The following is a 25,631-nucleotide window of genomic DNA, read 5'->3' as shown; positions in this document are numbered from 1 at the left end:
GTGCTCGTCCGCAAGAGCGGTCACCGGTATCGGGGCGGGCACGCATTTCATGCCCTAAGCTCTCTGTGATCGGGCATGACAGTGGCTGGAAAATCGATTTCTAAGCATTCAATCGGCCAAGCAAGGCAGCTCCGCTTCTAGCGCCAGGGCCAACTCCTCCGCAACGCGCCCAAGACAACTCCGTCCGAGCGGTGTTGTGTGGTCGCGCCGTGACAATCCTGTTTCTGCCTCGCCCCGCCAAGAGCGCCAGATCGCACGCTCGGGTCCCCAAAGGCCAAGGCTAGCCCACCGAAAAGCCCATAGATGGTCAGCACGATGCTCCAGGACAGGCCAAGCGCGAAGGCTGGTTCGGGCCCGACGCCGAACTGGCCGTAAAGAACGACGAAGGCGGCCTCTCTCACACCCAATCCGTTCGGCGCCACGGGCACGAGCGCCGCGAGGACGATGATCGGAATCAGGGCAAAATGGACCGCGACGGGGATCGCGATCGACATCGCCCAGGCAAGAAGGACGATCGGCACAATGACACCGATCACCTGAACGGAGATCGCGATCGCGAGACTCAGGGCCAGAACGCGCGGCCGTCGCCTGAGCAGGCGGAGCGCCTCGAAGAAAGTGCCAAGCGCAGGCCAGCGCAATCGCGCACGCGACCAGGAGAAAACTAGAACGAACACGACAAGCGCGCACGTCAGTCCAAGCAAAGCGACGAGCACGAGGTGCCGCGACTGCCCATCGATCCGGTCGCCCGCCAGCGCAATGGCGCCGATGGCCACGAGAACCACTGCGAGCACGCCGACCAGCCGGTCGGCGAAGATGCTGGCATATGCGCCGCCACGGCCTCCACCAAAGCGGCGCAATAGCTCTGCGCGCACGATATCGCCCCCAGTCATCGTCGGAAGTCCGAGGTTCACGAACATGCCGATCAGGTACAGCCGCAGAAGCATCAGGACCCGCGGCGGCGCAGCAATGATCTGCGACAGCGTCAGCCGCCAGCGAACGCACGAGAGCACCTGTCCGACCCCAAAGAGGACCATAGCGGCGGCGACAAGTGATGGCTCGGATGCGCCCAGTACGGCGAGCGTTTCGCCAAAATTCATGATGCCGGCGAGGACGGCGAAAATGACCCCGGCGACCGCCAGCCGGAGCACTGGATAGAATAGCTTCCGAAGGCGCGAACTCACTCCTTGTCCTCTTCCCGCCTGACCTCATAGGCCCAACCGGCCTGCCCGGTCGCAAACCGCTCTGCGTTTCCCAGATAATCGTTCGTCAGCGCAACGAGGTCCGGCACAAGAACCCGGCGTCCCCGGCTAAGCCGCGTCGGCGCCGCAACATCGTCGAGGATCAAGACCCGTCCGCCCCGATCGAGCGTCTCCTCGATCGCGCGGCGGACCGCATTGACCCCCTCCTTTTCGACGATGATCGCGCGAGGCGCATTGTTGAACCGCAGGTAGCGTTCGAGATTCCAGTGCGCCGCCATCACGATGAGGTCGCCGGGGCGGACACGCTCGATCAGTGCAGTGCCGCGCGTGTGAAGGTAGTCACCCGCTTCCCGCATCTGCGTGCCAATGCCGACAATCCCGTTGTGCACGATGAACACTGCCAAAAGGGCGGCAACCACCGCAGACCGGTCGGCCGCGACACAAGGGGCGATCAGTCGTTTCCCCGAAAGAACCGCGAGCGGTACGAGGCCGGGGATCCACCCTTCGAAGCCCAAGGGCGACAAGGTCAGCATCATTGCGCCGTGCGCGACTAGCCAGACGATCACCGCAGCCTCGCGAGCGTCGATAGCTTGGCGTGGCTTAGTCCGCCACGCCGTCCCGATGATGACGAGGCCGAGTACGGCGGCGGCCGGGAGCGTCGCGAGCGCCACCCAGACTTGCGGACCAGCATTCTCGGCCACGAACCGGTGCTCCTGGTGCAAGAAAAAACCTTCGGTCAGACGGAACCGCTCGCGCAAGGATTCGATTGCGAACATCCAGTTCGTGGACAAGAGGTCGTGGCTGACTGCGTAGACCATCTTCGCAAGCGACATTGGCGACGGAAGTTTGGGAGCCACGTGATCGGCCTGAAGCACAAATGAAACGGCATGCGCAGCCTCCTCCTCCGTCCCGAGATGGGCGGCCAGCCCGAAACCTCCGATGACCATGGCGCCCGCTATCGCGCTGTATTGTGCGAGATACCGGATCCGTCCGCTCAGCAGCAGAAAGACTGGGACCACCAGCCCGGCTACGATGCCGATCGGCTGATACGTGAGAGTGCCGATGCCCCCCAGCACGGCAAGACCGAGGACAGATCCGAACGAGCGCGCGGGCGCATTGCGGACAAGGCGGAATGCCGCGTGAACAAGAAGCAACGACAACAGCACCGCGCTCGCATAGACCTCGATCTCGGTCGCGTAGCGCCAGAATCCGTAGCAGCTCGCGAAAAGGCCAGCGGTGAGCCAGGCGCTTCGTCTCGCCAGGCTGAAATCACGTACAAGAAGTCGCGCAAGCAGCATCACGGCAAGAGACGCCAGGACTGCGTTCACCACCCCAATCAGTCGGAACAGGTCAATATCGGTAAGAACTGCCGAGGCCAGCCGGTAAAGGCCCTTCATCGCGGCGAGCCACAGAAACAGCCGTGGGTTCTCAACATCGATGATCGGGTCGTGGGTGATGATCAAAGCGTAGTAGTAGGTATCGACGGACAGGGAGTGGTTCGTCGGCGCGGTGAGAAGGTAGCCCAGAACGATGCCGAGGAAGACGATCGTCGCCTTCCCCCGACCCAACGCGGCACCGGCGGCGTTTTCGTCCATGGGATCAGCAGCGTCGGTCATCGCTTGTCCAGCCCCATGCGCCCCCTAGCCTGTCGCGCGGCCGGCGCGGCGCTGAAGTCCGGTCTGCGGAGCGGTAACGAACGTCCCTCGAGCGCAGCTGCGTGGTCGCGGATCGGCACGACGTCAAACCGATCGCTCAGCGTGGCGAGCCAGCGGCCCATGCGGGCCATTTTGACCTCGGCCGTCCGGTCCATGCCCGGGAAGAACGCGAGCCTTTCCACGTCGTCGCGCCCCATGAAGTCGAGCGGATGTAAAAGTAAGGACGGTGTGATCCCGCAGAGATTGCAGCTTCGCAGCGCCGCGGCGAAATAGGCGTGGGCAAGCGGCTCAGATCTGCCGGCGATCCAGTGCAGATAGCTGAAATGCATGGGAAAGCGCGCGATCGGCATCGTCGTGACCGGGATTTCCAATAGCCGACCCCCGCCAAGGACCCAATGATAGGGGACAAGCGGGCGAAGTCCGTCGCGCAATCCGCCGAACAGCGCCTTCCGCATGGCCTTCTCCGCCGCGTCGAGGCGCGCGTTGAAAAAGTAGTATGCACGCGCCAGGGGTCCGACAAAGGTCGGGAAAGTCGAGCAGTCATAACGGTATCCCCGTTCGATGAGAACGCGGATCACGGTTTCCGACAGGCTGTAGCCGGGTCCGCGGAACCCCGTTGGAAGCGTGCCTGTCGCGGCGGCGATTGCATGTTCCGCCCCCTCGATCTCGTCCGCAACCTCGTCAGCTGAGTAGAGATGCAACCAGGGTTCGTGATGAAAGGAATGATTGCCAATTTCGTGGCCGGCGTCAGCGATCAATCGGAGCGCCGCATGATTCTTCTCGAGTGCCGCGTCCTTGCCAACCACGAAAACGGTGATCTTCAGGGACAGAGCATCGAGAAGCGTCAGGACACGCGGCACAACCACATCGAGATAGGAGGGAAATGTCTCCCAACCCGGATCGCCGTGCGTCTTCATGTAGGACCACAGGTTGTCGAGGTCGAGAGACAGGCTCGCGAGTTTCCGTCTCATGCCGCCGAGCTCAGATTGTCGGCCATGGCGCCGCCCAGAAGCCGTGGCAGGGCGGCTTCGGCTACGCCGAGTGTGGCATCCACGTTGAGTGTGCCGTCCGTGATCTGCGCCGAATTGACGATATGGAAGCCCGGAATGTTGGTTTCGACGGCAGGCACCGCGTCAAGATATCCAACCGTTGGAACCGCCATGACGTTGCGTACGCGCGAGAGGCGGAACGCGCGAATGGCGCCCGGATCAAGGTCCGGATAGATGCGTGTGATGCCGGCGACGAACCGGGCCCGCACCGCGCCATCGTCAAGCTCCCAGAAGGGATCATCTTGTGCAACGTACCGCGGCAGGTAGACAAGGCTTTTCCCGCCGAACCGCTCGCGGCCGGCGAGGGCTGACATCTCGACGACGGCGGTGAAGGGCAGGTCGGAATCGGTCAAGTAGGTCAGGTAGTAGCCGCCGAGCGGGCGGTCGAGGACGAGCGACGCGCAGATGATGCCCTGATAGACCACGCTGTCGAGGCGCGCCTTCAGCTCGGGCGACAGTGCATCGCAGAGCCGCGCGGTGACGCCGCAGGGCAAGGTCGATACGACGTCGTCGAACAGCCGGGCGCCTTTCGCGGTCTCGACCTGCAATTGATCGCCCTGCGGAGCGATTCTCGTGATCGGGCAGCCCGTGACGATGTCGACGCCGGCACTGGAAAGGCGGTCGCGCAGCGCGCTGAGGATCCTGTCGTAGCCGCCGTCGATGAAGCCGAGAGTTTCGGTCTTGGCGCCGGCGCTCCGCGCAAGATACAGCCGGCGCACTGTGGCCCAAATGAACGCGGCCGAGGCACGGTCATCGTTGGTGCCGAGTTTGGCGCGCAGGAGCGGCCGCCAGAGCCGCTCGTACGCTTCGCGGCCGGACCACTTCGTCAACCAATCCCCGACCGGCACCTGGTCGAGCGGCCGGCCATCCTCAATCCGCGCAGCCCACATCAGCGTGAAGGCAAGTCTCGCCTTGGCAAGAATCCCGAGCGAGGGAAGGCGCAGGTAGTCCACTGCACTGTTGAGCGGTGACAGCCGCCCGTCAGCGAAAAACCCCGTCCGCGAGCGCTTCCAGACAAGCGCGCTGGAAAGTCCGAGCTCACTAACCAATTCGAGGGTTCTGCGGTCCGCAGGCAGGATTACATGGTAGTGCTTATCCCAGACAATGTCGTCGATGCTCCAACTCGCTGCGAGCCCTCCAGTCTCAGGTGCCGCCTCGAGGACGGAGACATGGTGACCGGCCTGCGCAAGCCGGAGCGCGATCACCTGACCGAGAACGCCACCGCCCGCTACGCACCAGGTTCTTTTTCCCTGCGCGTTCATGCCCGAGCAGCGGCTGGCGCAAGTAGCCGTCCGTTCTTCAACCGGTAAGTGTCGGCGCAGATTTCGCAGCGCAACAACCCGTCCTTGGCGGCTTCGGGGTCGCCGGAGTAGAGTCTTTCTCCACAGCGGCAGACGAGACCGACGGGTTTCGCGGGATTGCCGGCGACCAGTGCGTGAGGAAAGACGCTCCTGGTCACGACCGACCCCATACCGACAAGCGCAAATGCTCCGATCTCGATCCCCGGACCCAAGCGGCACCCTGCCCCGAGCGTGGCACCTTCGCGCACGACCGTCGGCTCGGTATGCTCGTCGGGGCCGGATCCACGCAAAGTACTCAGGTCCGGCGTCGTCGCGCGCGGAAACCGGTCGTTTGCAAAGATCGTGCCAGCCGCGATCATTACACCGGTTTCCACCGTCACGCCGGTCGGGATGTAGACGAAGGAATTGACCTTCACGCGGTCGCCAATCTCCACGCCGTAAGCGATGTAGGTCTTGCCGCCGATGATACAGTCGCGGCCGATCCTCGATGGCCCCCGGATGTGAACGTTATCCCAGATCGAGGTCCCATCTCCGATCTCGACACCATCTTCCACGATCGCAGTCGGATGAATGCGCACATTCATCGGGCAATTTCCATGAAGGGCGAATGGGCCAGATCCGGCTCGGCCGGAACCCAGCGCCCGGTCGCGATGGATCGGTACGCCGCCTGGATCACTGCGACGGAGGCGAGAGCGTCCGCAGCATCGGGCAGCGGTTTGTCCTCGCCGCGAACGACCGCAGCGAAATGGTCGATCTGCCGTGCGAATGCCGCCGACTTGTCGTAGCCAGTGCCGTACGGCTCCCAGATCCCGGCTCGCCCGCGCCGAAAGCGCGAGCCCTGCCAGCCGACCTCGATGGCGCCTTCCGTTCCATATACGGCGATGAATGCGCTTCGGTCCTTGTGCAGGCTCCACGATGTTTCAACCGTCGTCTGCGCCCCACCTGCGGTCCGCGCGATAAGGGTTACTGTGTCTTCGACCCCGACCGGCTGCATGCGTGGCCCGGCGACCGCGAATACCTCCGTGATCGGCCCCAGGAAATAGCGCACGATGTCGATGCTGTGGGTGCCGTTGTCGATCAGCACTCCGCCGCCGCTGATGCGGGCGTCCGCATTCCAACGGTTCGTCATGTCGACGACGCTGGTGAAGACGTTTTCCAGCATGAGCGGAGCGCCAATGGCGCCCTCGGCGATCATCTCGCGCGCCCTGATCACGTCATCGACGAACCGGAATTTGGACGCCATCGACAAGACGACACCGTTGTCTGCTGCCGCCTGTGTCATCTGCCGCGCCGAGTCGAGAGTTATGCTGAGCGGCTTCTCGCATAGAACGGGAAGACCACGTGACACCAAATCGATCACGATGGCGGCATGGGTCGCCGGCGGTGTCGTCACGAGCACCGCGTCGCAGATCGAGGCCGCCGCCAAGTCGCGGTGCGACGAAAAGGGAACGGCGCCGGTGTCGCGCGCGAAGGCCGCGGCCGCGTCACCATCGGTATCGGCCACCGCGACAAGCTGCGCCGTTCCTCCGCCCGAGATGGCCGCCGCATAGCTGCGCGCGATCGCCCCAGCGCCAACAAGGCCAAGTCTGAATGCGCCGCTCATTGCGCCGCGCCCGCGGCTTCGCTGGCCGCATAGGCACGAAGCCGGTCGGCGATCAGATCGACATGCGACTCCTCGAGCCGCTCGTTCCAGGGCAAGACCAGGACATCTCGCAGGAACCGGTAAACCCCCGGGTACCGTTCCGGCGCGTAGTCGAGAATCTCGGGGCGCGCGAGCGAGAACGGAAATCGGCTGTTTCCGAAGGTCCGCTGGTCACGGATCACGGCGCATTCGAAGGCCGGCTTGCGGATGTAGCGCGGCGCCGATGCGATGTCGCCAGTTCGCAACGCGGCCGCCAGTACGTCTGGCCCGCCGAGATCCAGAGAGACACGCAGCGCGTATTTCCAGAAACTATGCCGGCCGGCCTTCGGCACGCAGGGCGCGTAAATCCCTTCAATGTCGCCGATCGCACAAGTCAGCCGCTCGGCCATCCGCTGTCGCTGGCTGATGCTTTGGGAGAGCTTGCCTAGCTGCGCGGTCGCGACGGCGCCCTGCAGCTCGCTCATCCGGCCGTTCAGTGCGGCGAAGTAGTGATCCGGGCTGGGGTCCCCGTAGCCCCAGGCCTTGTCGATGAACAGCTTGACCCGGCGGGCCAAGCGGTCGTCGTTCGAGATCACAATGCCGCCTTCGCCGGTCGTGATGTGCTTGCCCTGTTGAAGACTGTAACATCCGATCGCGCCCAGCGTGCCAACGGGTCGTCCGTCATATGTAGCGCCGAAAGCTTGGGCGCAATCCTCGATGACCGCGATGCCCCGCGATTCAGCGAGCTCGAGGATCGGACCCATCTCGGCCGGATTTCCGAAAAGATGTGTGACCACGATTGCGCGCGTCTTGGGGCCGAGGACACGCTCGACCGTCTCGGCGGTGATATTGCCAGAGGAAGCGTCGACATCGGCGAATACCGGTACGGCGGTCTGGTAGATGATCGGCGTAATCGCACCCATGTCGGTGACCGGAGAGGTCACGATCTCGTCTCCGGGTTCAGGGTCGATGGCGGCGACCGCCGCATGTATGGCGCTCGTGCCCGACGCGCAGGCGGCGGCGTGCGCGACACCGATCCGCTTGCTGAACCCCTCTTCGAATGCCTTGACGAATGTCCCCTTGGTGCTCGTCAACGTGCCGCTGCGCACCGCGCGCGCGAGCATCTCGATCTCCTCGTCGCCAAGCTGCCGACCGCTTGCGTCCTGATCCGATGGAATAGGAGGCACTGTCAGCCCGGATACCTGCACACTCGTCATCTCAACCTTCCTCCTTCGTCAATGCGATGGCACCGGCGCGTCTTCGGTCCCGCAATCGTGTCGCAAAAATCGCGCCGAGCAGCCGCAAGTGTCCGACAATCGTACGAAACAGCCTGAGTTTCGAACGGCCAAGAACCCGAGCCTCCAGCACGACCGGGTATTCGGCAATCCGCCCGCCCGCCATATCCAGCCGCGCGAGCATCTCGGCGACTCCGATGAAACCTTCGTGGTGCAGAATCAGACCTTCGAGAGCGCGTTTCCGGTAGACGCGGAAGCAGCTGGTGTAGGTCGCGAGCTGGGTGCGAAGCACCATTCGATAAAGCGATGAGGCGCCCCTCGACACGAAAATCCGCCAGCCGGGCACGCCTTCAACCCCGGCATCGGCGTGATAGGGCGAGGCGGTAACCAACGCCACGTCGGGCGCAAGCAGCGCCAGCATGTCCTCAATCCGGGCCGGATCGTAGCTACAGTCGCTATCCATGGTGACGACGATGTCGTCCTTGGCCGCGCCGATTCCGGTGAGAATGGCTGCCGCGATACCCCTGTTCATCTCATGCCGCACGATCCGATATCGTCCGTCGTGGCCGAACAGCCGCTGCATTTCCTGCCGGGTTCGGTCGGTACTGCCATCATCGACGAGGACAAAGCTGAGCCTGTGGCGCCGGCCGAGTTCCGCATCGAGCGCCGAGAACACGTTCGCGAGGTAGCTAAGCCCTGCCTCCTCGTTGAAGCACGGCACGATGATCGAGACCGGCACGCCCGGCACTTCCGGCTCCGCGGGCGGCGCTGAAACCGGCGCGAGCGGAGCGGTTCGGGCGACTTTTTCCTCTGCAAGCCCGAGATGCGCCCGCACTGGGCTGAAGGCCGCGCGCTCCAGAAGCCGCGCAAACCTTTCCTCGAACAGGTGATGATTTCGGTAACAAATAAGCCGTTGGACGGATGAAAGCACCGCCAGTCGCGCTAGGTCGGGATCGAGTTCCCAGAGCTTGAACGTGAAGTGATGCGGCGCGCGGCTTCGCGCCCAGCCGGCGAGAAGGCGGTTTTCGAGAGCGCCGGGCACGTGCCTGAGGCTCTCGCCGCCGACGAGGGGCACGTCCTGCCCCGCGATGCGCAGGCTCGGCATACCGAGCTGAACGGGGGTCCCGTCCGATGCGGCTCGTGTGGTGACACGAAGCGGGCCAAGGGCAGGCCCGGGGCGGCATTCGTACCGAAATGGTGAGGCGCCCGACCCGACGCCAGATGGCACCGCCCTTGCCGGGCGATCGATCCGGCATCCATGGACGGCTCTGCCCGCCACGGACTCCAACCGGCGTTTGAACTGAACCGCGTGCAGCGAAGGATCTGCGAAGGCGAGTCCGGCCCGCCGCCTTGACGGGGAAAGGCGGCACGCGATCTCATGACCTTCGAGGGCAATGTCAGCGATCAGCGCGCCATATCGTTCCGCGACCCAGTCACCGACGAAGAATGTTGCCTTCGTGTCGTGGCGGTCCAGCAAGCGCAGAACTCTCTCGGTATTGTCCACGATCCGCGAAGGAAATCTATCCCAGTGCCGTTCCGGCACTCCGCGCCCAGAGGTCACGAGCTGAAAATGTTCCTCGAAGTCGACCGAAAGTAGATGACGGATGTCGTTCACGATGCCTCAGCCGCCCCCCTGCCTTGAATGGCGGCTTCAGTGCGCCACGCCTGAATCGCGTCGACGATGCGCCGTGCACTCTCCCCCCGTCCGAACGGGTTTTCGATCGGTTGCACTCGATACGCCCAAGAATCCTGCGCCTCAGCCAGGATCAATTCGTCGCTAAGCCGCTGCGGTGTCCGGCCCACGAGGCGCGCGACGCCAGATTCCACGACCTCTGGCCGCTCTGTGTTTTCGCGAAGGATTAGCAGCGGCTTGCCGAGGCTCGGCGCCTCTTCCTGCACGCCACCCGAATCCGACACGACGAGCCATGCGGAGGCGAGGCAATGCAGGAAATCGGGATAGTGAAGCGGCGGCACGAGATGGATGTTCGGCACCCCGCCTAACTCTTGCGTGGCGACCTCGGTGACGGCTGGATTGCAATGCACCGGGAAGACGAGGCTGACATCGGCCCGCCGCTCGACGAAATCGCGCAAGACGCGCAAACGCCCGCGCATGAGCGCCCCGAAGCTCTCGCGGCGATGCGTTGTAAGAAGCAAGAGCCGGCGGCCGGCAAGACTCGCGACAAGGTCCCGGATCTCTGGCGAGGGTGTCTGCCGTTTCCGGATCAGCCCGATCGCATCGACGATCGGATTACCGGTCAGGATGATCCGATCGCGCGCCACACCTTCTGACAGCAATGCCGCGACATTTCGGTCGGTGGGGGCAAAATGCAGCGTCGCGAGCGCCGTGATGAGTCGACGGTTCATCTCCTCGGGAAAGGGATTCTCGCGCGCTCCCGACCGAAGTCCGGCCTCGATGTGCCCAACCGGGATCTGGCGGTGCCATGCAGCTTGCGCCGCGGCCAGCGCGCTCGTCGTATCGCCTTGAACCAGCACGAAGTCCGGCGCCTCATCCGCGAGTACGTCGTCGAAACGCGCGACAAGTCGGGATAAGAGGCTGTTCAGCGTCTGACCGTGAACCATCGCGCCAAGATCATGGTCGACCCGGATTTTCCAAAGCTCGATGAGCGGCTTGACGAGGTCGGTATGCTGGGACGTGAGTACCGTTACCGGCATGAGGCCGCGCCGGCGCCGGAGCGTGCGCAGGACCGGAAGGAACTTGATGAGCTCAGGTCGGGTTCCGAATGCGCAGAGGACCTTCAGGGGGTCCAAATCCGGTCGCTTCCGCGTGTCCGTGGACAGCGGCGTGCTCGTGCCCCAGACATCTCTTGTTCGACATCCCGGTTGGTTCATGAAACCGCCCAACCGGCGCCCGGCGCGGCCGGTTCAATCTTCCCAATGTAGTTTTGCATCGGCACGACCAATTGGCCTCCCACCCCGCACAAAGGTTTCGGTCGGTCCTCAGGGCTACTCTGCGGCGCGATGTAATGGCAGCTGCACCGCGAGATGCGCCTTTTGTCAATTCAGCATGTCGAAAGTAGTCAAAACCGAACCCACACTTCCTCGTCGACCAGCCGTCCAACGCTACGCGTCTGAAGGATTTCAGGGCGACGATTCGTGACCTTCCACCACTTTCAAGGTTCCGGGCAACGCCCTGTCCAGTCAAGAAATATCGAAGGCTTTTCTCATTTTGTACCGCTTGGGATTGAATCCGCCTTCGGCACGTTGTCCGCGCGGAACTAATCCACGCGCGGAATATTCATTGTCGAACGGCTTGCCATGAGCGCCGATTTCCTGTCCCCTCGATGCAAGCGCCACCGCCCTGCCGTGCGTCGCCATCTTGCGCCGACCTAGGCGGGGGCCATTTGAACGTCATTCCACGATGCCCGAGCCAAAAGCACGCGATCCGAATCTAGCATCCTTGTCGCCGGAAGGCGGTCACTCACGGCGAATCCGTCGGGCGCTGCATCATGTGGTGCCAAGCCACTTCCACAACCCGGCGGGACTGGCACTTCGCGTTCTACGGTCCGGTAACCGCGACGCCCTTGCTGCGCTTTTTCAGGCGGGGCTGCGGCTGGGGCTCGCGCCTTTCGACATGGCCATCGCGCGTCTCGTCGCGAGCGATGCCGACGCGGCCGAGGCGCCCTCGCGTCCGGTCCTCTTCGTCACCGGGCCGCCACGCAGTGGTACCACCCTTCTCCACCAGCTCCTGATCCGGGCATTGCCCGTCGCCTACATCACGAACCTGGCAAGCCTGCTCCCGCGCAGCGCCGCATCTGGCGCCTTTCCTCTGACCGGGGGAATTGCAAACCAACGTGTTCGCCTCGAAAGCTATTACGGCCGCACCCGGTCGCTGTCGGGTCCAAGCGACGGGCTTGAATTCTGGGACCGATGGATGGGCACCGACCGCCGCGCGATCCCGTCATCGATTCCGGAAAGTGCCACCGAGGATATGCGCCGTTTCTTCGCGCGCCTCGAGCGACAGTCCGGCCGGCCGGTCTTGGCAAAGAATAACAATCTCCTGGGCTCGGCGCATCTTGTCGCGGCCATCCTGCCAACCGCGCGCTTCGTCTGCCTCCGCCGTGATCCTCTCTATCTCGCGCAGTCTCTGCTGAAGGCGCGGCGCGACATTCAAGGCTCGACCAAGATCGGCTACGGCCTCGACCACTCCGCAAGCGGCGGCGCGTATCCTGACGATCCCATCGAAGATGTCCGGAGCCAAATCCGGTTCTACGATGGCCTGCAGGAACAGCAGATGCAGCGCCTCGGCACGGATCGTTTCGCGGTCGTCAGCTACGAAGAACTCTGCGCCGACCCTGCGTCGATCGTCCGGAAGATCGCGCGCAACGTGTTCGGGTTTCACGATATCCCAGTGGAACTTACGCCGCTTCAGCCAAGACAGCGCCAAACGCTCGACCGAGGCACATTCGAGCGGCTCGCAGAGCAACACACGATCAATTCTCCTGAAAGCGCCGACGAGCAGCCCAAGTCGCCGTAGTTGGAGTATCTGGCCGACGTGGCATCCGCGCAGACGCACGGCGCAACGACAAAGACCTGTCGATCTTGCCCCCCCGGAGCCCGGCACAACCGAAAACGACCCAGGACGGTCAAGGCTCGCGCCCCGGCATGTGTTTGGCACGGCGGGTGCGAGTTGTTACGCGGGCTGGTCGAAGCGGGGTTGGCGCTTTTCACCAAAGCGCGGATGCATGAGCCCGGCAACTCCGGCCATCATCGCGAGCCCGGCTGCGCAGGCGACGAAAACGCCGGAGATCGGAGCGACGAGAAGAACCAGCCAAGCCGCGCCCGGCGTAACGATGCCCGAGACGTCGCGGAAGCTCGAATAGACGGCCGACATCTCTGTCCGTTCCGCCGGCTTGACCGACATCAGGAACGGCAGACCGCCGAACGTATCGAGCATGACGAGAAAGATCGACCCTGCAAAAAGCGCCGCAACAGCGGCCGGGGGCCACAACTGACCCAAAGCGGCCAGCGCGAAGCAGCCTGCACAGCTCGCGAACGCGATCTGGATCGCACGCCTCAGTCCGCGCCGCTGCATCCAGCGCAGGATCAACGGGGAGGTGAAGAGGAGCGCGTTCGACAGCGTAAATGCCGCGCTCGCGATCCAGTCGCCAAGCCCGGTCTCGAGGCAGAAGATTGGCAGATAGACCACATAGACCCACCATCCCGCCGAGCGCAGCACCGCGAAGAGCCATCCCGCAATGAGCCGAGGCTGGCGGAAGAACCGGCCGAGATAGGCGAGCGGGTTCGGCGCGGGCGCCCGGGCCCGGGTGATGAGCTTTCCATTGCCGAGCCGCATGAACCAGAAGGTCGCGAGCAGCAGAAGCGCAAACCCCATGGCGAAGATGAACGGAAGGGGCTCCCAGTACTTCCACATAAAGACGCCGAGCAGCGGCCCAACCGCCCAGGAAGCGGCGCTGTAGAGCATCTTCAGCGTCTCGCCGTGCCCGAGTTCATGCCGGGCGATATAGTCCATCACATATGCGTTCAGGCAGATGAAGATGGTAACGGTTGCGAGGCTGGACAAAAGCAGCGCGACGGGTGTCAGGACCGGCCCGCCGATGATCGCGAGGATGCCAGCCGCGGGATAGAGCACCGCTCCGCCCGTATAGACCCAGCGACGGGGCGCGAAACGGCTGAGCCACGGCACCATCAGCCCGGTGAGGAGCGAGACGCATCCGATGACGAAGTAGGCGAGACTGACCAGCGCCGCATCGCCCTCGAGCGCGCGGTACATCACGAGAGGCCACACGGAAATAAGGATGCCGCGGACCGAGGCGTCGAGCCCTGTCAGGATTGCGAACCCCTTCACGCCCGGGACCGGAGCGTGGCGCACGAATTCGGGGATATTGCGACTTAGCATCGGACCTCCTGCCATCCCGTTTGAGCCGTCGCGCGCAGGGACGTCGCGACGATTTCCGACGCGGATGTCGCTTGCGCTCCTCGTCAGGAGACTTAGGGGCTTGCCACTGGGGCCGGGCTTCTGTCTCCTCAAGGCATGATCCGCATGTGCCTCAGCCCGCTTTGCCTCGCCCTTTCCGCCACGCTCGGCGCCTGCGCGGGTGACGAGACGCTGTCAGGCCATGGCGCGCGCGAAGGGACATGGCGGCTCTCGGAGCTTGATGGCGCGGCGTTCGAGGCGCGCGCGACACTCGGGTTCCCAGCACCGGGGCGGATATCGGGGGATGGACCCTGCAACGCTTTCAACGGCACGCAAGGCGCACCCTACCCTTGGTTTCAGGCCGAAATGCTGTTGTCCACGCGCCGCGCCTGTCCCGACCTTCAGGCCGAGAACGCCTATTTCCGTGCGCTGACGGAGATGACGCTCGCCGAAGTGCAGGACGACATCCTGATCCTGTCCAACACAGACGGTCGCGAGATGGTCTTTCAGCGCGAGGCGGCGGATCAGCCCTGACGGGCCAGCATGTCCACGAGACGCCGCCGCGCCTCGGGCAGGCCGCGGCCACGGAGGTCGTAGGCAAGGCGGTGTTCGAGGAAGTATCCCGTCGTCCTCAGACCGTCGGCGATCTCCGATCCCGACGCAGGGCCCTGCCCGAGCAAGCAGGGCGGCAGGGGCAGAAGACGGTTGGCCCAGTCTCCCGCCGCGTCGCGCGACACCGCGCGCCCGGTCTTGGGGCTCACGTAAGCCAGATCCTCACGGCTTCCGCTGACGGCGCAGCCGGTCAGATCGAGGCCGTAGCCCAGCTCTTCAAGCAGCATGAGCTCCCATTGGAGATAGTCGAGCGGCCAGCCGGGCGCCGCGCCGAGCGTGTCGAGAAGCGCGATCGAGCGGGCATAGAGATCGGGGTGGGGCTCGCGTTCGGGGAGCGTGAAATGCAAAAGCGCGCAGATAGCGTTGAGGCCTGCTAGCGCGAGACGGTCCGACAGCAGCGCGGCGCGGGAGCGGACCGGCTCGACCGTAAACGTACCGATATGATCTTCAAGCCGCGCGCGCCAGGTCAAGTCAAGCTGCGCTCCGGGTTGCAGAAGCGGCGCAGTCTTGCGCGACGCGCCACCGCGCACGACGCCGGCATGTCGGCCGTGATCGGCCGTGAAGACCTCGATGATCGCCGAAGTTTCGCCGTGCGTCCTTACGGCGAGAAGCGCCCCCACGTCACGCCAGTCCATCTGCCCTCCGAAGCAGCCTCCGCGAACTATCCCTGCGGCCGAAAGGAATGTCCATGTCGCATCGGGGGCGCTGCTGCCCAACCACCGAGGCGCTTGGCCAGCATGCGAGGGATCAGTGCGCGAGCCCGTCTTCATCGAGCAACGTGCGGCCACCGCGGCTTTCGATCTCAATGACCCAGAGATCCGGATCGGTCGCTCGCTGACGGCCGATGGCCTCGTCCACGTCGGGTTCCGGACCCTCGGACAGCACGACCCAGGCGCGCGCCCCGGTCATGAGGTCGAAGCTGCGCTGGAAAAGCTTCGCCTGCCCGTCGAGCGAGGCGAGCTTGACAAGCACCGCGCCCGCGGTCGGATCACCCCGCGCGGTCACATAGGCGGGAATGTGGGCGGCTTCGAGCCGCGCGATATAGGCGCGGACCCAAAAGTCGGTGGCAAGCCGCGGCTCAGTCACCATCCCGGAACTCGAGCCCCATCTCGGAATAGCGCTCCTTTTCTTCGAGCCAGTTGGGGCGCACCTTGACCTGCAGGAAGAGATGGACGGGGCGGCCGAGGAACTCGGTCAGTTCCGCCCGCGCGGCTTGGCCGACGGCCTTGATCGTCTCGCCCTTGTGGCCTAGCACGATGCCCTTGTGGCCGTCGCGGGCGACGTAGACGATCTGGTCGATGCGGGCCGAGCCGTCCTTGCGCTCCTCCCATTTCTCTGTCTCCACAGTAAGCTGGTAGGGCAATTCCTCGTGAAGCCGCAGCGTGAGTTTCTCGCGCGTCACTTCGGCGGCGATCATCCTGAGCGGCAGGTCGGCGATCTGGTCTTCGGGGTAGAGCCACGGTCCCTGGGGGAGTTCCGCGGCGAGCCATGTCTTCAGATCGTCGACGCCGTGGCCGCGTTCGGCCGAGATCAGGAACGTCCTTTCGAACGGATAGGCCTCGTTCAGCTTCTGCGTCATGGCCAGCAGCGTCTCCGCCTTCACGCGATCGATCTTGTTGATGGCGAGGGCGACACGCTGCTTATCGCTCGCGCGCTCTTTCAGCGCATCCAGAATTGCCTCGACGCCCGGCGTCAACCCGCGATGCGCCTCCACCAGAAGCACGACGATGTCTGCATCCGCCGCGCCTCCCCAGGCCGCGGCGACCATCGCCCGGTCGAGCCTGCGGCGCGGGCGGAAAAGACCAGGCGTGTCGACGAAGACGATCTGCGACTGATCTTCCATTGCGATGCCGCGAATGCGGGTGCGTGTTGTCTGGACCTTATGCGTCACGATCGACACTTTCGCGCCGACCATGCGGTTCAACAGCGTCGATTTGCCGGCATTCGGCTCTCCGATCAGCGCCACGAAGCCTGCGCGTGTCTCTTCACCAGACTCAGTCATCCGCCTTCTCCATCCGCGCCAAGAGCGCCTTTGCCGCCGCCTGTTCGGCCTGCCGTTTCGCGCCGGACCTTGCCCGCTCCGCCTCGCCCGTCGCAAGCCGCGCCTCGACGGTGAACAACGGCTGATGGTCCGGCCCCTCGCGCCCGATCTCCTCATAGGTCGGGGGCGGCAGGCCGCGCGCCTGGGCCCATTCCTGAAGCGTGGTCTTGGCGTCACGCGCGTCCGCCTCGACCGTGACGATGCGCTTGCCCCAGAGTTTCAGTACGAGCGCCCGGGCCGCATCGAAGCCGCCATCGAGGTAAACCGCCGCGATCACCGCCTCAAGCGCATCGCCAAGAAGCGCTTCCTTGCGCCGCCCACCCGACATCATCTCGGACCGGCCGAGCTTTAGCACTTCGCCCAGCGCGACTTCGCGCGCGACCTCCGCACAGGTCTCCTTGCGGACAAGGGCATTGAACCGCGGCGCGAGCTGTCCTTCCGTCGCCGCCTTGTCAGCGGCTAGGAGCGCCTCGGCCATGACTAGACCCAGAACCCGGTCGCCAAGAAACTCGAGCCGCTGGTTGTCGGGCCGGGTGGGCGTTGCGATCGAGGCATGGGTGACGGCGCGGACCAGCAGTTCCGGGCGCCGGAAGTCATGCCCGATCCGGGCCGCGAAGGCTTGCAAGTCGGTCGAGAGCTTCACTCCACCGCCTTGAAGAAACGGTCCCCTCGCCAGGTCCAGAAGAAGAAGAGCGAGCGGCCGGCGGAGGAGAACATGATGCGGTCGGCGCGCCCGATGAGATACTCGGACGGCAGGTAGCCCACCCCGTTCGGCAGCGCGAAGCGGCTGTCCTGGCTGTTATCGCGGTTGTCGCCGAGGAAGAAGTAGTGATCTTCGGGCACCGTGTAGACCGGCGTGTTGTCTGCTGCTCCGTTGCGGATGTTAAGGACGTCGTGGCTGACACCGTTCGGGAGCGTCTCGGTCCGGCGCTCTTTCAGGCACTGTCCGCCGATGCCGATGGGATCGTTTGCGCATTGCGGGATGTTGCGCTGCGAACCCTGGGGTTCCTTGATCTCTTCGAACATTCCCGCGTCCTCCTGCGGGACGGGCTGGCCGTTAAGCCACAGAATTCCGTCTTTCATCTGCACGGTGTCGCCCGGCAGGCCGACGAGGCGTTTGATAAAATCGGACCCGTTTGCCGGATGCCGGAAGACCACGACATCGCCGCGCTCGGGCTCCGAGGCGAAGATGCGGCCCGAAATCGGGCAGATTGCGAAGGGGCAGGAATACTTTGAATAGCCGTAGGCCATCTTGTTGACGAAAAGGAAGTCGCCGATCAGCAGCGTGTCCTTCATCGAGCCGGAGGGGATCCAGAACGGCTGGTAGAAGAGCGTCCGGAACACACCCGCGATCAGAAGCGCGTAGATGACCGTCTTGATCGTCTCGACGATCCCGTCCTTGGCGGTACCCGACATACTGTTTCCTGCCCCTGCTCTCATGCGTGCAGCTACATGATCGCCCCGCGTCGGGGAGTCAAGTTTCGCTCGCGGCCGGTTGCGTGGCGACGGGGCGTGCCTCGATGACGACGAACGCCTGTGCCCAGGGATGGTCGTCGGTCAGCGTCACATGAACGATAGCCTTGTGCCCGTCTGGCGTCATCTCGGCCAGCCGGTCGGCGGCCCAGCCGGTCAGCGTCATCACGGGCTGACCAGTCCTGAGGTTGGCGACGCCCATGTCCTTCCAGGCGATCCCCATCCTCAGCCCCGTGCCGAGCGCCTTCGAGCAGGCCTCCTTCGCCGCCCAGCGCTTGGCGTAGGTGCCGGCTGTGTCGTGGCGGCGTTCGGCCTTTCGCTGCTCGGTCTCGGTGAAGACGCGGTTCCGGAACCGGTCGCCGAAGCGGTCGAGCGTGCCTTGGATGCGGTCGATATTGCAGAGGTCCGTGCCGATTCCGAGGATCATTGTCAGATATCCAGGACCACGGTACCAAGCTTGTCGCCCGCCTCTACCCTGCGGTGCGCGGCGGCGGCATAGGCCAGCCCGCCGCCCGGGACGACGGCATGCGATAGCGCGCCTTCGGCGAGCCAGCGGGTGAGCTGATCTTCTCCACGGCGGCGCGTTTGCGCGTCGAGAAGATAAACGATCAGCATCCGCAGAACAGTGTTCTTGAACATGAACGGATAGAAGTCGAGGGCGGGCCGCACGTCGGAGGCTGAGGCATAGGCCGCGATCGTGCCGCCGGGCTTGATCAGCGCGAGCGACGCCGCCTGGTTGGCGGCGAAGTCAACCTCGACGATCCGGTCGACACCGGCGCCACCCGTCACTTCGGCCACCGTCTCGGCCACGTTGGCCTCGCGGTAGTTCACCCACTCGGAAGCAGTGGAGTGGTTCGCCTTCTCCTCCGAAGAAACCGTCGCGATGACGCGCGCACCTCCAAGCAGGGCCATCTGGCAGGCGTAGCGCCCCACCGTGCCTGCACCGCCCGTAACCAGCACGGTCTTGCCCTCGACAGGACCGTCGCCGAAGACCGCGAACCAGGCGGTCATGGCGGGGATGCCGAGACATGCGCCGTCGGCGAAGCTCGTGCCCTCCGGCAAGGGGACCGCCTGCTCGGTTGGAAGCGCGATTAGTTCTGCCGCGGTGCCGAAGGCGCGCTGCCACTGGCCATTCCAGATCCAGACGCGCTGGCCGATGCGCGCGACGTCGACGCCCGCTCCCACGGCCTCGATCACCCCCGCGCCGTCGGAATGTGGCACGATCTTCGGCCAGGCCATCGTCACGCCCGGACGTGCGCCGGCGCGGAGCTTGACGTCGGACGGATTGACGCCGCTGGCCTTCAGTCGCACGAGCACCTCCCCCGGCCCGGGTTCCGGGTCGGGCAAGTCGCCGGTGACCAGCACCTCGTCCGCGGGACCGAAGCCTTCGTACCAGACAGCCCTCATCCGACCGCCCTCGCCGCGTCCATCCGCTGGCGCATTCCGGCGATCGCGGCCGTCAGGCCGGTGAAGATCGCCTCGCCGACTAGGAAATGGCCGATATTGAGTTCGCGAACTTCGGGAAAGGCGGCGACCGGGCCAACGGTCTCGTAGGTCAGGCCGTGACCGGCATGGACCTCAAGCCCCAGCGAATGGGCGAAGGCGGCCATGTCCCGCAGCCGCGCGAGTTCCTCGTCGCGCTCCTTGAGCCGGCCCTCGGCGTGCAGGTCGCAATAGGCGCCGGTATGAAGCTCGACCACCGCCGCGCCGATCCGGTGCGCAGCCTCGATCTGGGCGCGGTCGGCGGCGATGAAGATCGACACCCGGCAGCCGGCCTCGGCCAGGGGCGCAATGAAATGCGCCAGACGGTTTTCCTCACGCGCGACCTCAAGCCCGCCTTCGGTCGTTCTCTCCTCGCGCTTCTCGGGGACGATGCAGACGGCGTGCGGGCGATGGCGAAGCGCGATCTTCTGCATTTCGTCCGTAGCGGCCATCTCGAAATTCAAGGGCACCGACAGCGCCGCCATCAGCCGTTCGATGTCGCCATCGGTGATGTGGCGGCGATCCTCGCGCAGATGCGCGGTGACACCGTCCGCGCCCGCCTCTTCCGCGAGTTTCGCGGCACGCACCGGATCTGGATAGGCCGAACCGCGCGCGTTCCTCACGGTCGCCACATGATCGATGTTCACGCCAAGTCGCAGATAGTCCACGATCCGCTCCGTTCCCGCCTGTGCCACGGGGTCAAGGTAGCGGCAGGTCCGCAAAGTGTGAACGCCGGAATCGTCACGGATACAATCGTGCACTCAGCCCTGTTCGTGCCGCTCCCCCACGCGGGCGTGAAGCCGGGCCTTCAGCTTTTCGAAACGCGCTCTCAGCTTTTTGCGCCGGCGCTTCTGATAGGCGGCGATAACCGGTTCGGACAAATAGTAGGAAACGACGCCGCACACCAAGCCAGGCACGAGCCCGCCAACCAGGTAGGGCAGAAAAATCTCATTGTAGAAATTGTAGAGATTGCTCCAATGTGCCGTCGCGTCGGTGAAGATCGCGAAGAAATTGTGCTTCAGATCCTCGCCCGCGCCCACGAATTTGCCAAAAAGCGTGGGGTGTTTGCTTTCGTCGAAAGTCGTGCCGAGAATGAGGTGGCCGAGCTTCATCGACGTGAAGGCGATGACCGGGAAGGTGATCGGATTGCCGACGAAGGTCGCCAGGAGAGAGGCCAGGATGTTACCGCGGATGACGCGCGTAACGAAAAAGGCGATCACGAAATGCATGCCGAAAAGCGGGGTGAAGCTCGTGAACACACCCGCGGCGATGCCGCGCGCGATGCGATGGGGATCGTCCGGCAATCGTCGCACGCGATGTTTGACGTAATGGAAGGCGCGGGTCCAGCCGCCGCGCGGCCAGAGGGCCTCGGCGATAATCTGCAGGTAAGACCGCGGATTGCGCCTCTTGAAAACCAAAACCCGTTCCCCTTCCGCCCCTCAGGGCTTGCGACCAAGATCGCGGTAACGCTCGATCTGCGCAACATCGCTTTCCGCTTCGAGCGCGGTCAGCACCGTATGCAGATGCTCAGCATCCCTGAGGTCAACTTCCACAATAAGACGGTAAAAATCCGGCTTTCGATCGACGAAAGTGAGATCGGAAATATTGGCCTTCTGCTCGCCGATCAACGTACAGATTCGACCGAGCACGCCTGCGTCGTTGGTGATCGTCGTGTTCAGGCTAACGGTGTAGACGGGTGGGTGGCGGCCCGAATGCCAGTGCAGGTCGACCCAGCGACCGGGCTGTTCCTCGAACTCGGCGAGCGCGGGGCAATCGATTGCGTGCACGACGACACCCTGTCCGCGATAGGTGATGCCAACAATCCTCTCGCCCGGTACGGGCTGGCAGCAATTCGCACGGCGAAAGGACTGATCGGCGGTCAACCCAACAACCGCGCGGCGGGCGTCGACCTCTTCGACGGCCTGCTGCGTGGCGAGTTCGGGGTAGATCGCCTCGATCACCTCCCGGGCGGTCAGCTCCGCGCTGCCGAGACGCGCGAGGACCTCCGTTTCGTCGCCGAGGCCGAGTGTCTTGGCCGCGGTGCGGAGCGCCTTCTCGGTGGACCGGCGGCCGACATGCTCGAAGGCGACGCGCGCGAGCTCCTGACCGAGCTTGACGAAGCGCTCCCTGTCCTCCTCGCGCAGGGACCGCCGGATCGCGGATTTCGCGCGGCCGGTGACGACGATGTCGATCCAGGTGGCCTGCGGGCGCTGCCCGGACGCGGTGATGATCTCGACTGATTGCCCGTTCTTCAGCCGGGTCCAGAGCGGCACTCGGATGCCATCGACCTTGGCGCCGACGCAGGAATTGCCGATCCTCGTGTGGATCGAATAGGCGAAGTCGATCGGCGTCGCGCCCTTCGGAAGCTGCACCACGTCGCCCTTGGGCGTGAAGCAGAAGACCTGGTCGGAATACATCTCGAGCTTCACATTCTCGAGGAATTCGTCGTGGTCTTCGCCGTTGTCGAACCGTTCGGTGAGTGCCGCGATCCACCTTGCTGGATCGACGGCGAAAGGGTTCTGGGCGCGTTCGCCGTCGCGATAGGACCAGTGCGCGGCAACGCCGGCTTCGGCGACTTCGTGCATCTGACGCGTGCGGATCTGGATCTCGACACGCTTGCCGTCGCGGCCGGATACGGTCGTGTGTATCGAACGATAGCCGTTCGACTTCGGCTGACTGATATAGTCCTTGAACCGCCCCGGCACCGCCCGCCAGCGCCGATGAATCGCCCCGAGGATGCGGTAGCAGTCCACCTCATTGCGGCAGATCACCCGGAAACCGTAGATGTCGGAGAGCCGCGAGAAGGCAAGCTGCTTTTCCTGCATCTTGCGCCAGATCGAGTAGGGCTTCTTGGCGCGGCCGAAGACGTCGGCATCAATCCCCTCCTTCTCAAACTCGGCGCGGATGTCGGCGGTGATCTTGTGGATCACGTCGCCGGTCTCCTTCTGGAGCGTGATGAAGCGGCGGATGATCGACGAACGCGCCTCGGCGTTCAGCACCTTGAAGGCGAGGTCCTCGAGCTCCTCGCGCATCCATTGCATGCCCATGCGGCCGGCGAGGGGTGCGAAGATGTCCATCGTCTCGCGAGCCTTGCGGACCTGTTTCTCCATGGGCAACGACTTGATCGTGCGCATGTTGTGCAGCCGGTCCGCGAGCTTGACGAGGATCACCCTGAGATCCTTCGACATCGCCATGAAGAGCTTGCGGAAATTCTCCGACTGCTTGGTCTCGGTCGACGAAAGCTGAAGATTCGTAAGCTTGGTGACCCCGTCCACCAGTTCCGCGATCTCGGCGCCGAACTTCTCGGCGATCTCCACATAGGTGGACTTCGTGTCCTCAATCGCGTCATGCAAGAGCGCGGTGATGATCGTGGCGTCGTCCAGCCGCTGCTCGGTCAGGATGGCGGCGACGGCGACGGGGTGGCTGAAATAATCCTCGCCCGAATGCCGTTTCTGGCCGTGGTGCATGTAGCGGCCGTAGTCATAGGCCAGCCGGATCAGACCGGTGTTTGTTCGAGGATTGTAGTTGCGAACCAGCGCGATCAGGTCTTCGACGTCGATCATTCCCGCGCCAGCACCCCGGACATCGTTGTCCTCAGCCCTGCCCCTGGGCTTCCATCAGCGCCCTGAGAAGCTTCTCCTCGGACATGTCGTCCTCGGCCGGACGGTCGACTTCGGCGCCCATAAGGAGCGCCATCGCGTCGTCTTCGGGCTCGTCGACCTCGATCTGGGTCTGATTGCTTTCGATCATCCGCTCGCGCAGTTCGGCGGAACCCTGCGTCTCATCGGCGATCTCGCGCAGTGCAACGACCGGATTCTTGTCATTGTCGCGGTCGATCGTCAGCGGCGCGCCGGACGCTATTTCGCGCGCGCGATGCGAAGCGAGCATCACGAGCTCGAACCGGTTCGGGACTTTGTCAACGCAATCTTCAACCGTCACGCGGGCCATCTGAATGCTCCAATCGACCTGGGAGATGTGGAGACCGCTATTTAGGGCCTCGCATCCCCCTTGACAAGCCAAGATTCCCGGTCAAAGCGGGCAAATTGCCGCTTTATCGGCCTCGGGCAGCGCCGCGGCCATCTCGGCAACCGTCTGGCCGGTCAGGGGGTGGCACCAGAACGGAGCGATCTCGGCCAGGGGAATCAGCACGAAAGCCCGGTCCTGCAAACGCGGATGCGGCAGGATCAGGCGATCGGGCGACTCGGTCCGCTGCCGTTCGGCAGGCAACAACATCCAGCTTTCGAGCGTCGGAGTATCCGGCAGGATGGTATCATCCAGCCAGAGGAGATCGAGGTCGAGCGTCCGCGCGCGCCAACGCTCCTTTCGCTCGCGCCCGTGGTCACGCTCAATGGCGTGCAACTCGGAAAGGAGGGCGGGCGCGGACAGCCCCGTGTCGAGCAGCAGCGCCGCATTCACGAAGTCGGGCCCTGATCCGGGCGGGAAGGCGGGCGTGCGGTACAGCCTCGAAACGGCGACAATCCCACCGATTCGCTCCTGCACATCGCGCATAGCGCGAATTATGTTCTGCTCAGGAAATCCCAAGGTTGACAGCAGATTGCCGCCAAGCGCGATCGCTGCTATCCTGTCCTTTTGGACAGATACCAAATTGTGTGTCACTCTGTCTAATCCTAAACTAATGTGGGGAAGATCGCCGGGCCCGTTCAGTTTGCCCACCCAAACGTTTCACGGATGGACCGGCGAGGGGATATTGGAAGGAACAATTGATGTTCTACAAGGACGAACGGCTCGCGCTGTTCATTGACGGCTCGAATCTATATGCGGCGGCAAAGTCGCTTGGATTCGACATCGACTACAAACTCCTCCGCCAGGAATTTGAGCGTCGCGGCAAACTGTTACGCGCGTTCTATTACACGGCGCTTCTGGAGAACGATGACTACTCACCGATCCGGCCGCTTGTCGACTGGTTGCACTACAACGGCTTCTGCATGGTCACGAAGCCCGCGAAGGAATACACCGACAGTCAGGGCCGGCGGAAAGTAAAGGGTAACATGGACATCGAGCTGACGGTCGATGCCATGGAACTTGCGCCGCGGATAGATCATATCGTTCTCTTCTCCGGCGACGGCGACTTCAAGCCGCTCGTGGAAAGCCTCCAGCGCCAGGGCGTTCGCGTTTCGGTTGTCTCGACGATCCGTTCGCAACCGCCGATGATCGCGGATGAGTTGCGCCGTCAGGCCGACAACTTTATTGAGCTTGATGCACTGCGCGAAGTGATCGGGCGCCCCCCGCGCGAACCGCGCATGGACCGCGCCGAGGAGACCGCCAACGGCAAGTGACGGCGGAGCGGTAGCTCTCGCATGACGGTGCACCGCGACCCTGCGCCCCAGGGAAGCGCAAAGTCGGGCTTTGTTGCATTCCGCCTCTCAGAAAGAACCACCACGCGTCAGTGGAAGAATCCGAAATCGCCCGGAATATAAAACGTCGCGCCCTGAAGCAGCACAGAATCGCCCTGATCGCCGTACTCGATCAGAATGCCCTCGTTCGTGAATGTGAAGCTGTGGTCGATCGGCCCGTTCACATAGGCGGCGAAGAACAAGAACTCGTCGATCCCGGGCTCGTAATCCGTCACGACATCGTTGCCGTCGCCGACGGTGAACTCGAACTTGTCGACACCGGAGCCGCCGGTCAGCACATCGTCGCCCTCGTCGCCTGCAATGCGATCGTCACCCGACCCGCCATCGATCGTATCATTGCCGGTTCCGCCAAATGCCCAGTCGTCTCCGATTCCGGCGAAAATCTGGTCATGCCCGGATTCCCCCACGATGCGGTCGTCGCCGCTATAGCCGTAGATGATATCGCTGCCGGCGCCCCCGGCCACCACATCGACGCCGCGCGTGCCATAGATGATGTCGTGGAACGGTGTACCGTAGGTGAATCCGCCCGAGGCGTAGATGGTGTTGTAGAAGACATAAGGCGGTATGTAGCCACCGAAAGGGGTGCCGCTGCTGCTAGGATTTGAATCGCCTCTGGCCATGATAATTCCTCCTGAAAAGTTCTTCGTTCAAAGCAAGTCCGCAACAAGCGGTCTGCGCGGCGCATAATCGCA

At 63.9% G+C, this 25,631-nt stretch carries 27 protein-coding genes and 1 pseudogene; 3 read left to right on the top strand and 25 right to left on the bottom strand.

Annotation, left to right across the window (positions count from 1 at the left end):
• Positions 1-137: 137 nt before the first annotated feature.
• The 11 genes and pseudogenes from DEA8626_RS00590 to DEA8626_RS20930 form a co-directional block, all read right to left on the bottom strand.
• Positions 138-1,181, bottom strand: coding sequence for a lysylphosphatidylglycerol synthase transmembrane domain-containing protein (locus tag DEA8626_RS00590; RefSeq protein WP_108851143.1), 1,044 nt, complete (start codon positions 1,179-1,181; stop codon positions 138-140).
• On the bottom strand, positions 1,178-2,815 hold the full coding sequence (locus DEA8626_RS00585) for a glycosyltransferase family protein (protein ID WP_108851142.1): 1,638 nt from the start codon (positions 2,813-2,815) through the stop codon (positions 1,178-1,180). Before DEA8626_RS00585 ends, DEA8626_RS00590 begins: the two co-directional genes overlap by 4 nt.
• Entirely contained in the window at positions 2,812-3,825 is a 1,014-nt protein-coding gene (locus DEA8626_RS00580) for a polysaccharide deacetylase family protein (protein WP_108851141.1), read from the bottom strand. Before DEA8626_RS00580 ends, DEA8626_RS00585 begins: the two co-directional genes overlap by 4 nt.
• On the bottom strand, positions 3,822-5,165 hold the full coding sequence (locus DEA8626_RS00575) for an NAD(P)/FAD-dependent oxidoreductase (RefSeq protein WP_108851140.1): 1,344 nt from the start codon (positions 5,163-5,165) through the stop codon (positions 3,822-3,824). Before DEA8626_RS00575 ends, DEA8626_RS00580 begins: the two co-directional genes overlap by 4 nt.
• Positions 5,162-5,788, bottom strand: a complete 627-nt coding sequence (locus DEA8626_RS00570) for an acyltransferase (RefSeq protein ID WP_108851139.1) — start codon at positions 5,786-5,788, stop codon at positions 5,162-5,164. Before DEA8626_RS00570 ends, DEA8626_RS00575 begins: the two co-directional genes overlap by 4 nt.
• On the bottom strand, positions 5,785-6,807 hold the full coding sequence (locus DEA8626_RS00565) for a Gfo/Idh/MocA family protein (protein WP_108851138.1): 1,023 nt from the start codon (positions 6,805-6,807) through the stop codon (positions 5,785-5,787). The genes DEA8626_RS00570 and DEA8626_RS00565 overlap by 4 nt, the downstream gene beginning before the upstream one ends.
• The gene (locus DEA8626_RS00560) at positions 6,804-8,042 is read right to left on the bottom strand and encodes a DegT/DnrJ/EryC1/StrS family aminotransferase (protein WP_108851137.1); all 1,239 of its coding nucleotides are present in this window, start codon (positions 8,040-8,042) and stop codon (positions 6,804-6,806) included. Before DEA8626_RS00560 ends, DEA8626_RS00565 begins: the two co-directional genes overlap by 4 nt.
• Position 8,043: 1 nt before the next feature.
• Entirely contained in the window at positions 8,044-9,165 is a 1,122-nt protein-coding gene (locus DEA8626_RS00555; RefSeq protein ID WP_146188815.1) for a glycosyltransferase, read from the bottom strand.
• 273 nt (positions 9,166-9,438) lie between these two features.
• Positions 9,439-9,603 (bottom strand): annotated as a pseudogene (locus DEA8626_RS21730) (polysaccharide deacetylase family protein); the annotation flags it as partial.
• 68 nt (positions 9,604-9,671) lie between these two features.
• A complete protein-coding gene (wecB, locus tag DEA8626_RS00550; RefSeq protein WP_146188814.1) occupies positions 9,672-10,910 on the bottom strand; it encodes a non-hydrolyzing UDP-N-acetylglucosamine 2-epimerase in 1,239 nt (412 codons plus the stop codon).
• Between the two features lie 309 nt (positions 10,911-11,219).
• Positions 11,220-11,396 (bottom strand): hypothetical protein, encoded by a 177-nt coding sequence (locus tag DEA8626_RS20930; RefSeq protein WP_181366316.1) that lies wholly within the window; start codon positions 11,394-11,396, stop codon positions 11,220-11,222.
• Between the two features lie 133 nt (positions 11,397-11,529).
• Here DEA8626_RS20930 and DEA8626_RS00545 point away from each other — a divergent pair, with 133 nt between their 5' ends.
• On the top strand, positions 11,530-12,555 hold the full coding sequence (locus DEA8626_RS00545; protein WP_181366315.1) for a sulfotransferase family protein: 1,026 nt from the start codon (positions 11,530-11,532) through the stop codon (positions 12,553-12,555).
• A gap of 156 nt (positions 12,556-12,711) precedes the next feature.
• Here DEA8626_RS00545 and DEA8626_RS00540 read toward each other — a convergent pair whose 3' ends face one another.
• Positions 12,712-13,938 (bottom strand): MFS transporter, encoded by a 1,227-nt coding sequence (locus tag DEA8626_RS00540; RefSeq protein WP_108851133.1) that lies wholly within the window; start codon positions 13,936-13,938, stop codon positions 12,712-12,714.
• 144 nt (positions 13,939-14,082) lie between these two features.
• On the opposite strand from DEA8626_RS00540, the gene DEA8626_RS00535 reads away from it, so the two are divergent.
• Positions 14,083-14,490, top strand: coding sequence for an META domain-containing protein (locus tag DEA8626_RS00535; RefSeq protein ID WP_108851132.1), 408 nt, complete (start codon positions 14,083-14,085; stop codon positions 14,488-14,490).
• On the opposite strand, the gene recO is transcribed toward DEA8626_RS00535, so the two are convergent.
• The 12 genes from recO to folK form a co-directional block, all read right to left on the bottom strand.
• Positions 14,481-15,203, bottom strand: a complete 723-nt coding sequence (gene recO / locus DEA8626_RS00530; protein WP_108851131.1) for a DNA repair protein RecO — start codon at positions 15,201-15,203, stop codon at positions 14,481-14,483. The two genes, DEA8626_RS00535 and recO, sit on opposite strands and share 10 nt — an antisense overlap.
• Before the next feature lie 112 nt (positions 15,204-15,315).
• Positions 15,316-15,657 (bottom strand): DUF1491 family protein, encoded by a 342-nt coding sequence (locus DEA8626_RS00525; RefSeq protein WP_108853248.1) that lies wholly within the window; start codon positions 15,655-15,657, stop codon positions 15,316-15,318.
• Positions 15,647-16,570, bottom strand: a complete 924-nt coding sequence (era, locus tag DEA8626_RS00520) for a GTPase Era (protein ID WP_108851130.1) — start codon at positions 16,568-16,570, stop codon at positions 15,647-15,649. The genes DEA8626_RS00525 and era overlap by 11 nt, the downstream gene beginning before the upstream one ends.
• Entirely contained in the window at positions 16,563-17,252 is a 690-nt protein-coding gene (gene rnc / locus DEA8626_RS00515; protein ID WP_108851129.1) for a ribonuclease III, read from the bottom strand. Before rnc ends, era begins: the two co-directional genes overlap by 8 nt.
• On the bottom strand, positions 17,249-18,025 hold the full coding sequence (gene lepB / locus DEA8626_RS00510) for a signal peptidase I (RefSeq protein ID WP_108851128.1): 777 nt from the start codon (positions 18,023-18,025) through the stop codon (positions 17,249-17,251). The genes rnc and lepB overlap by 4 nt, the downstream gene beginning before the upstream one ends.
• A gap of 58 nt (positions 18,026-18,083) precedes the next feature.
• A complete protein-coding gene (gene acpS, locus DEA8626_RS00505) occupies positions 18,084-18,509 on the bottom strand; it encodes a holo-ACP synthase (RefSeq protein ID WP_108851127.1) in 426 nt (141 codons plus the stop codon).
• A gap of 2 nt (positions 18,510-18,511) precedes the next feature.
• Positions 18,512-19,489, bottom strand: a complete 978-nt coding sequence (locus tag DEA8626_RS00500; RefSeq protein WP_108851126.1) for an NADPH:quinone reductase — start codon at positions 19,487-19,489, stop codon at positions 18,512-18,514.
• On the bottom strand, positions 19,486-20,232 hold the full coding sequence (locus DEA8626_RS00495) for a pyridoxine 5'-phosphate synthase (protein ID WP_438502422.1): 747 nt from the start codon (positions 20,230-20,232) through the stop codon (positions 19,486-19,488). Before DEA8626_RS00495 ends, DEA8626_RS00500 begins: the two co-directional genes overlap by 4 nt.
• A gap of 93 nt (positions 20,233-20,325) precedes the next feature.
• Positions 20,326-20,982: a DUF2062 domain-containing protein gene (locus tag DEA8626_RS00490; RefSeq protein ID WP_108851125.1), complete on the bottom strand. Its 657-nt coding sequence runs from the start codon at positions 20,980-20,982 to the stop codon at positions 20,326-20,328.
• A 21-nt stretch (positions 20,983-21,003) separates the two neighbouring features.
• Positions 21,004-23,127 carry a RelA/SpoT family protein gene (locus tag DEA8626_RS00485; RefSeq protein ID WP_108851124.1) on the bottom strand — a complete coding sequence of 708 codons (2,124 nt, stop codon included), beginning with the start codon at positions 23,125-23,127 and terminating at the stop codon, positions 21,004-21,006.
• A 31-nt stretch (positions 23,128-23,158) separates the two neighbouring features.
• Complete coding sequence (gene rpoZ, locus DEA8626_RS00480) at positions 23,159-23,512, bottom strand: DNA-directed RNA polymerase subunit omega (protein WP_108851123.1); 354 nt, start codon at positions 23,510-23,512, stop codon at positions 23,159-23,161.
• An 81-nt stretch (positions 23,513-23,593) separates the two neighbouring features.
• Positions 23,594-24,238, bottom strand: a complete 645-nt coding sequence (folK, locus tag DEA8626_RS00475; protein WP_245890659.1) for a 2-amino-4-hydroxy-6-hydroxymethyldihydropteridine diphosphokinase — start codon at positions 24,236-24,238, stop codon at positions 23,594-23,596.
• Between the two features lie 50 nt (positions 24,239-24,288).
• On the opposite strand from folK, the gene DEA8626_RS00470 reads away from it, so the two are divergent.
• A complete protein-coding gene (locus tag DEA8626_RS00470) occupies positions 24,289-24,861 on the top strand; it encodes a LabA-like NYN domain-containing protein (RefSeq protein WP_108851122.1) in 573 nt (190 codons plus the stop codon).
• Between the two features lie 107 nt (positions 24,862-24,968).
• Here the strand turns inward: DEA8626_RS00470 and DEA8626_RS00465 are convergent, their stop codons facing one another.
• A complete protein-coding gene (locus DEA8626_RS00465) occupies positions 24,969-25,559 on the bottom strand; it encodes a calcium-binding protein (protein WP_108851121.1) in 591 nt (196 codons plus the stop codon).
• Between the last annotated feature and the right edge of the window lie 72 nt (positions 25,560-25,631).

Origin of the sequence: Defluviimonas aquaemixtae (genome assembly GCF_900302475.1) — a bacterium.
GTDB lineage: Bacteria > Pseudomonadota > Alphaproteobacteria > Rhodobacterales > Rhodobacteraceae > Albidovulum > Albidovulum aquaemixtae.
Note: the sequence above shows the minus strand (reverse complement) of the source record. Positions and strands in the feature narration are given on the sequence as shown.

Coding starts and splice junctions, on each gene's coding strand:
- DEA8626_RS00585 (WP_108851142.1), bottom strand. CDS start 2,815: ATGACCGACGCTGCTGATCCCATGGACGAAAACGCCGCCGGTGCCGCG.
- DEA8626_RS00580 (WP_108851141.1), bottom strand. CDS start 3,825: ATGAGACGGAAACTCGCGAGCCTGTCTCTCGACCTCGACAACCTGTGG.
- DEA8626_RS00575 (WP_108851140.1), bottom strand. CDS start 5,165: ATGAACGCGCAGGGAAAAAGAACCTGGTGCGTAGCGGGCGGTGGCGTT.
- DEA8626_RS00570 (WP_108851139.1), bottom strand. CDS start 5,788: ATGAATGTGCGCATTCATCCGACTGCGATCGTGGAAGATGGTGTCGAG.
- DEA8626_RS00565 (WP_108851138.1), bottom strand. CDS start 6,807: ATGAGCGGCGCATTCAGACTTGGCCTTGTTGGCGCTGGGGCGATCGCG.
- DEA8626_RS00560 (WP_108851137.1), bottom strand. CDS start 8,042: ATGACGAGTGTGCAGGTATCCGGGCTGACAGTGCCTCCTATTCCATCG.
- DEA8626_RS00555 (WP_146188815.1), bottom strand. CDS start 9,165: ATGCCGAGCCTGCGCATCGCGGGGCAGGACGTGCCCCTCGTCGGCGGC.
- wecB (WP_146188814.1), bottom strand. CDS start 10,910: ATGAACCAACCGGGATGTCGAACAAGAGATGTCTGGGGCACGAGCACG.
- DEA8626_RS20930 (WP_181366316.1), bottom strand. CDS start 11,396: ATGGCGACGCACGGCAGGGCGGTGGCGCTTGCATCGAGGGGACAGGAA.
- DEA8626_RS00540 (WP_108851133.1), bottom strand. CDS start 13,938: ATGCTAAGTCGCAATATCCCCGAATTCGTGCGCCACGCTCCGGTCCCG.
- DEA8626_RS00535 (WP_108851132.1), top strand. CDS start 14,083: ATGTGCCTCAGCCCGCTTTGCCTCGCCCTTTCCGCCACGCTCGGCGCC.
- recO (WP_108851131.1), bottom strand. CDS start 15,203: ATGGACTGGCGTGACGTGGGGGCGCTTCTCGCCGTAAGGACGCACGGC.
- DEA8626_RS00525 (WP_108853248.1), bottom strand. CDS start 15,657: ATGGTGACTGAGCCGCGGCTTGCCACCGACTTTTGGGTCCGCGCCTAT.
- era (WP_108851130.1), bottom strand. CDS start 16,570: ATGACTGAGTCTGGTGAAGAGACACGCGCAGGCTTCGTGGCGCTGATC.
- lepB (WP_108851128.1), bottom strand. CDS start 18,025: ATGTCGGGTACCGCCAAGGACGGGATCGTCGAGACGATCAAGACGGTC.
- acpS (WP_108851127.1), bottom strand. CDS start 18,509: ATGATCCTCGGAATCGGCACGGACCTCTGCAATATCGACCGCATCCAA.
- DEA8626_RS00500 (WP_108851126.1), bottom strand. CDS start 19,489: ATGAGGGCTGTCTGGTACGAAGGCTTCGGTCCCGCGGACGAGGTGCTG.
- DEA8626_RS00485 (WP_108851124.1), bottom strand. CDS start 23,127: ATGATCGACGTCGAAGACCTGATCGCGCTGGTTCGCAACTACAATCCT.
- rpoZ (WP_108851123.1), bottom strand. CDS start 23,512: ATGGCCCGCGTGACGGTTGAAGATTGCGTTGACAAAGTCCCGAACCGG.
- DEA8626_RS00470 (WP_108851122.1), top strand. CDS start 24,289: ATGTTCTACAAGGACGAACGGCTCGCGCTGTTCATTGACGGCTCGAAT.
- DEA8626_RS00465 (WP_108851121.1), bottom strand. CDS start 25,559: ATGGCCAGAGGCGATTCAAATCCTAGCAGCAGCGGCACCCCTTTCGGT.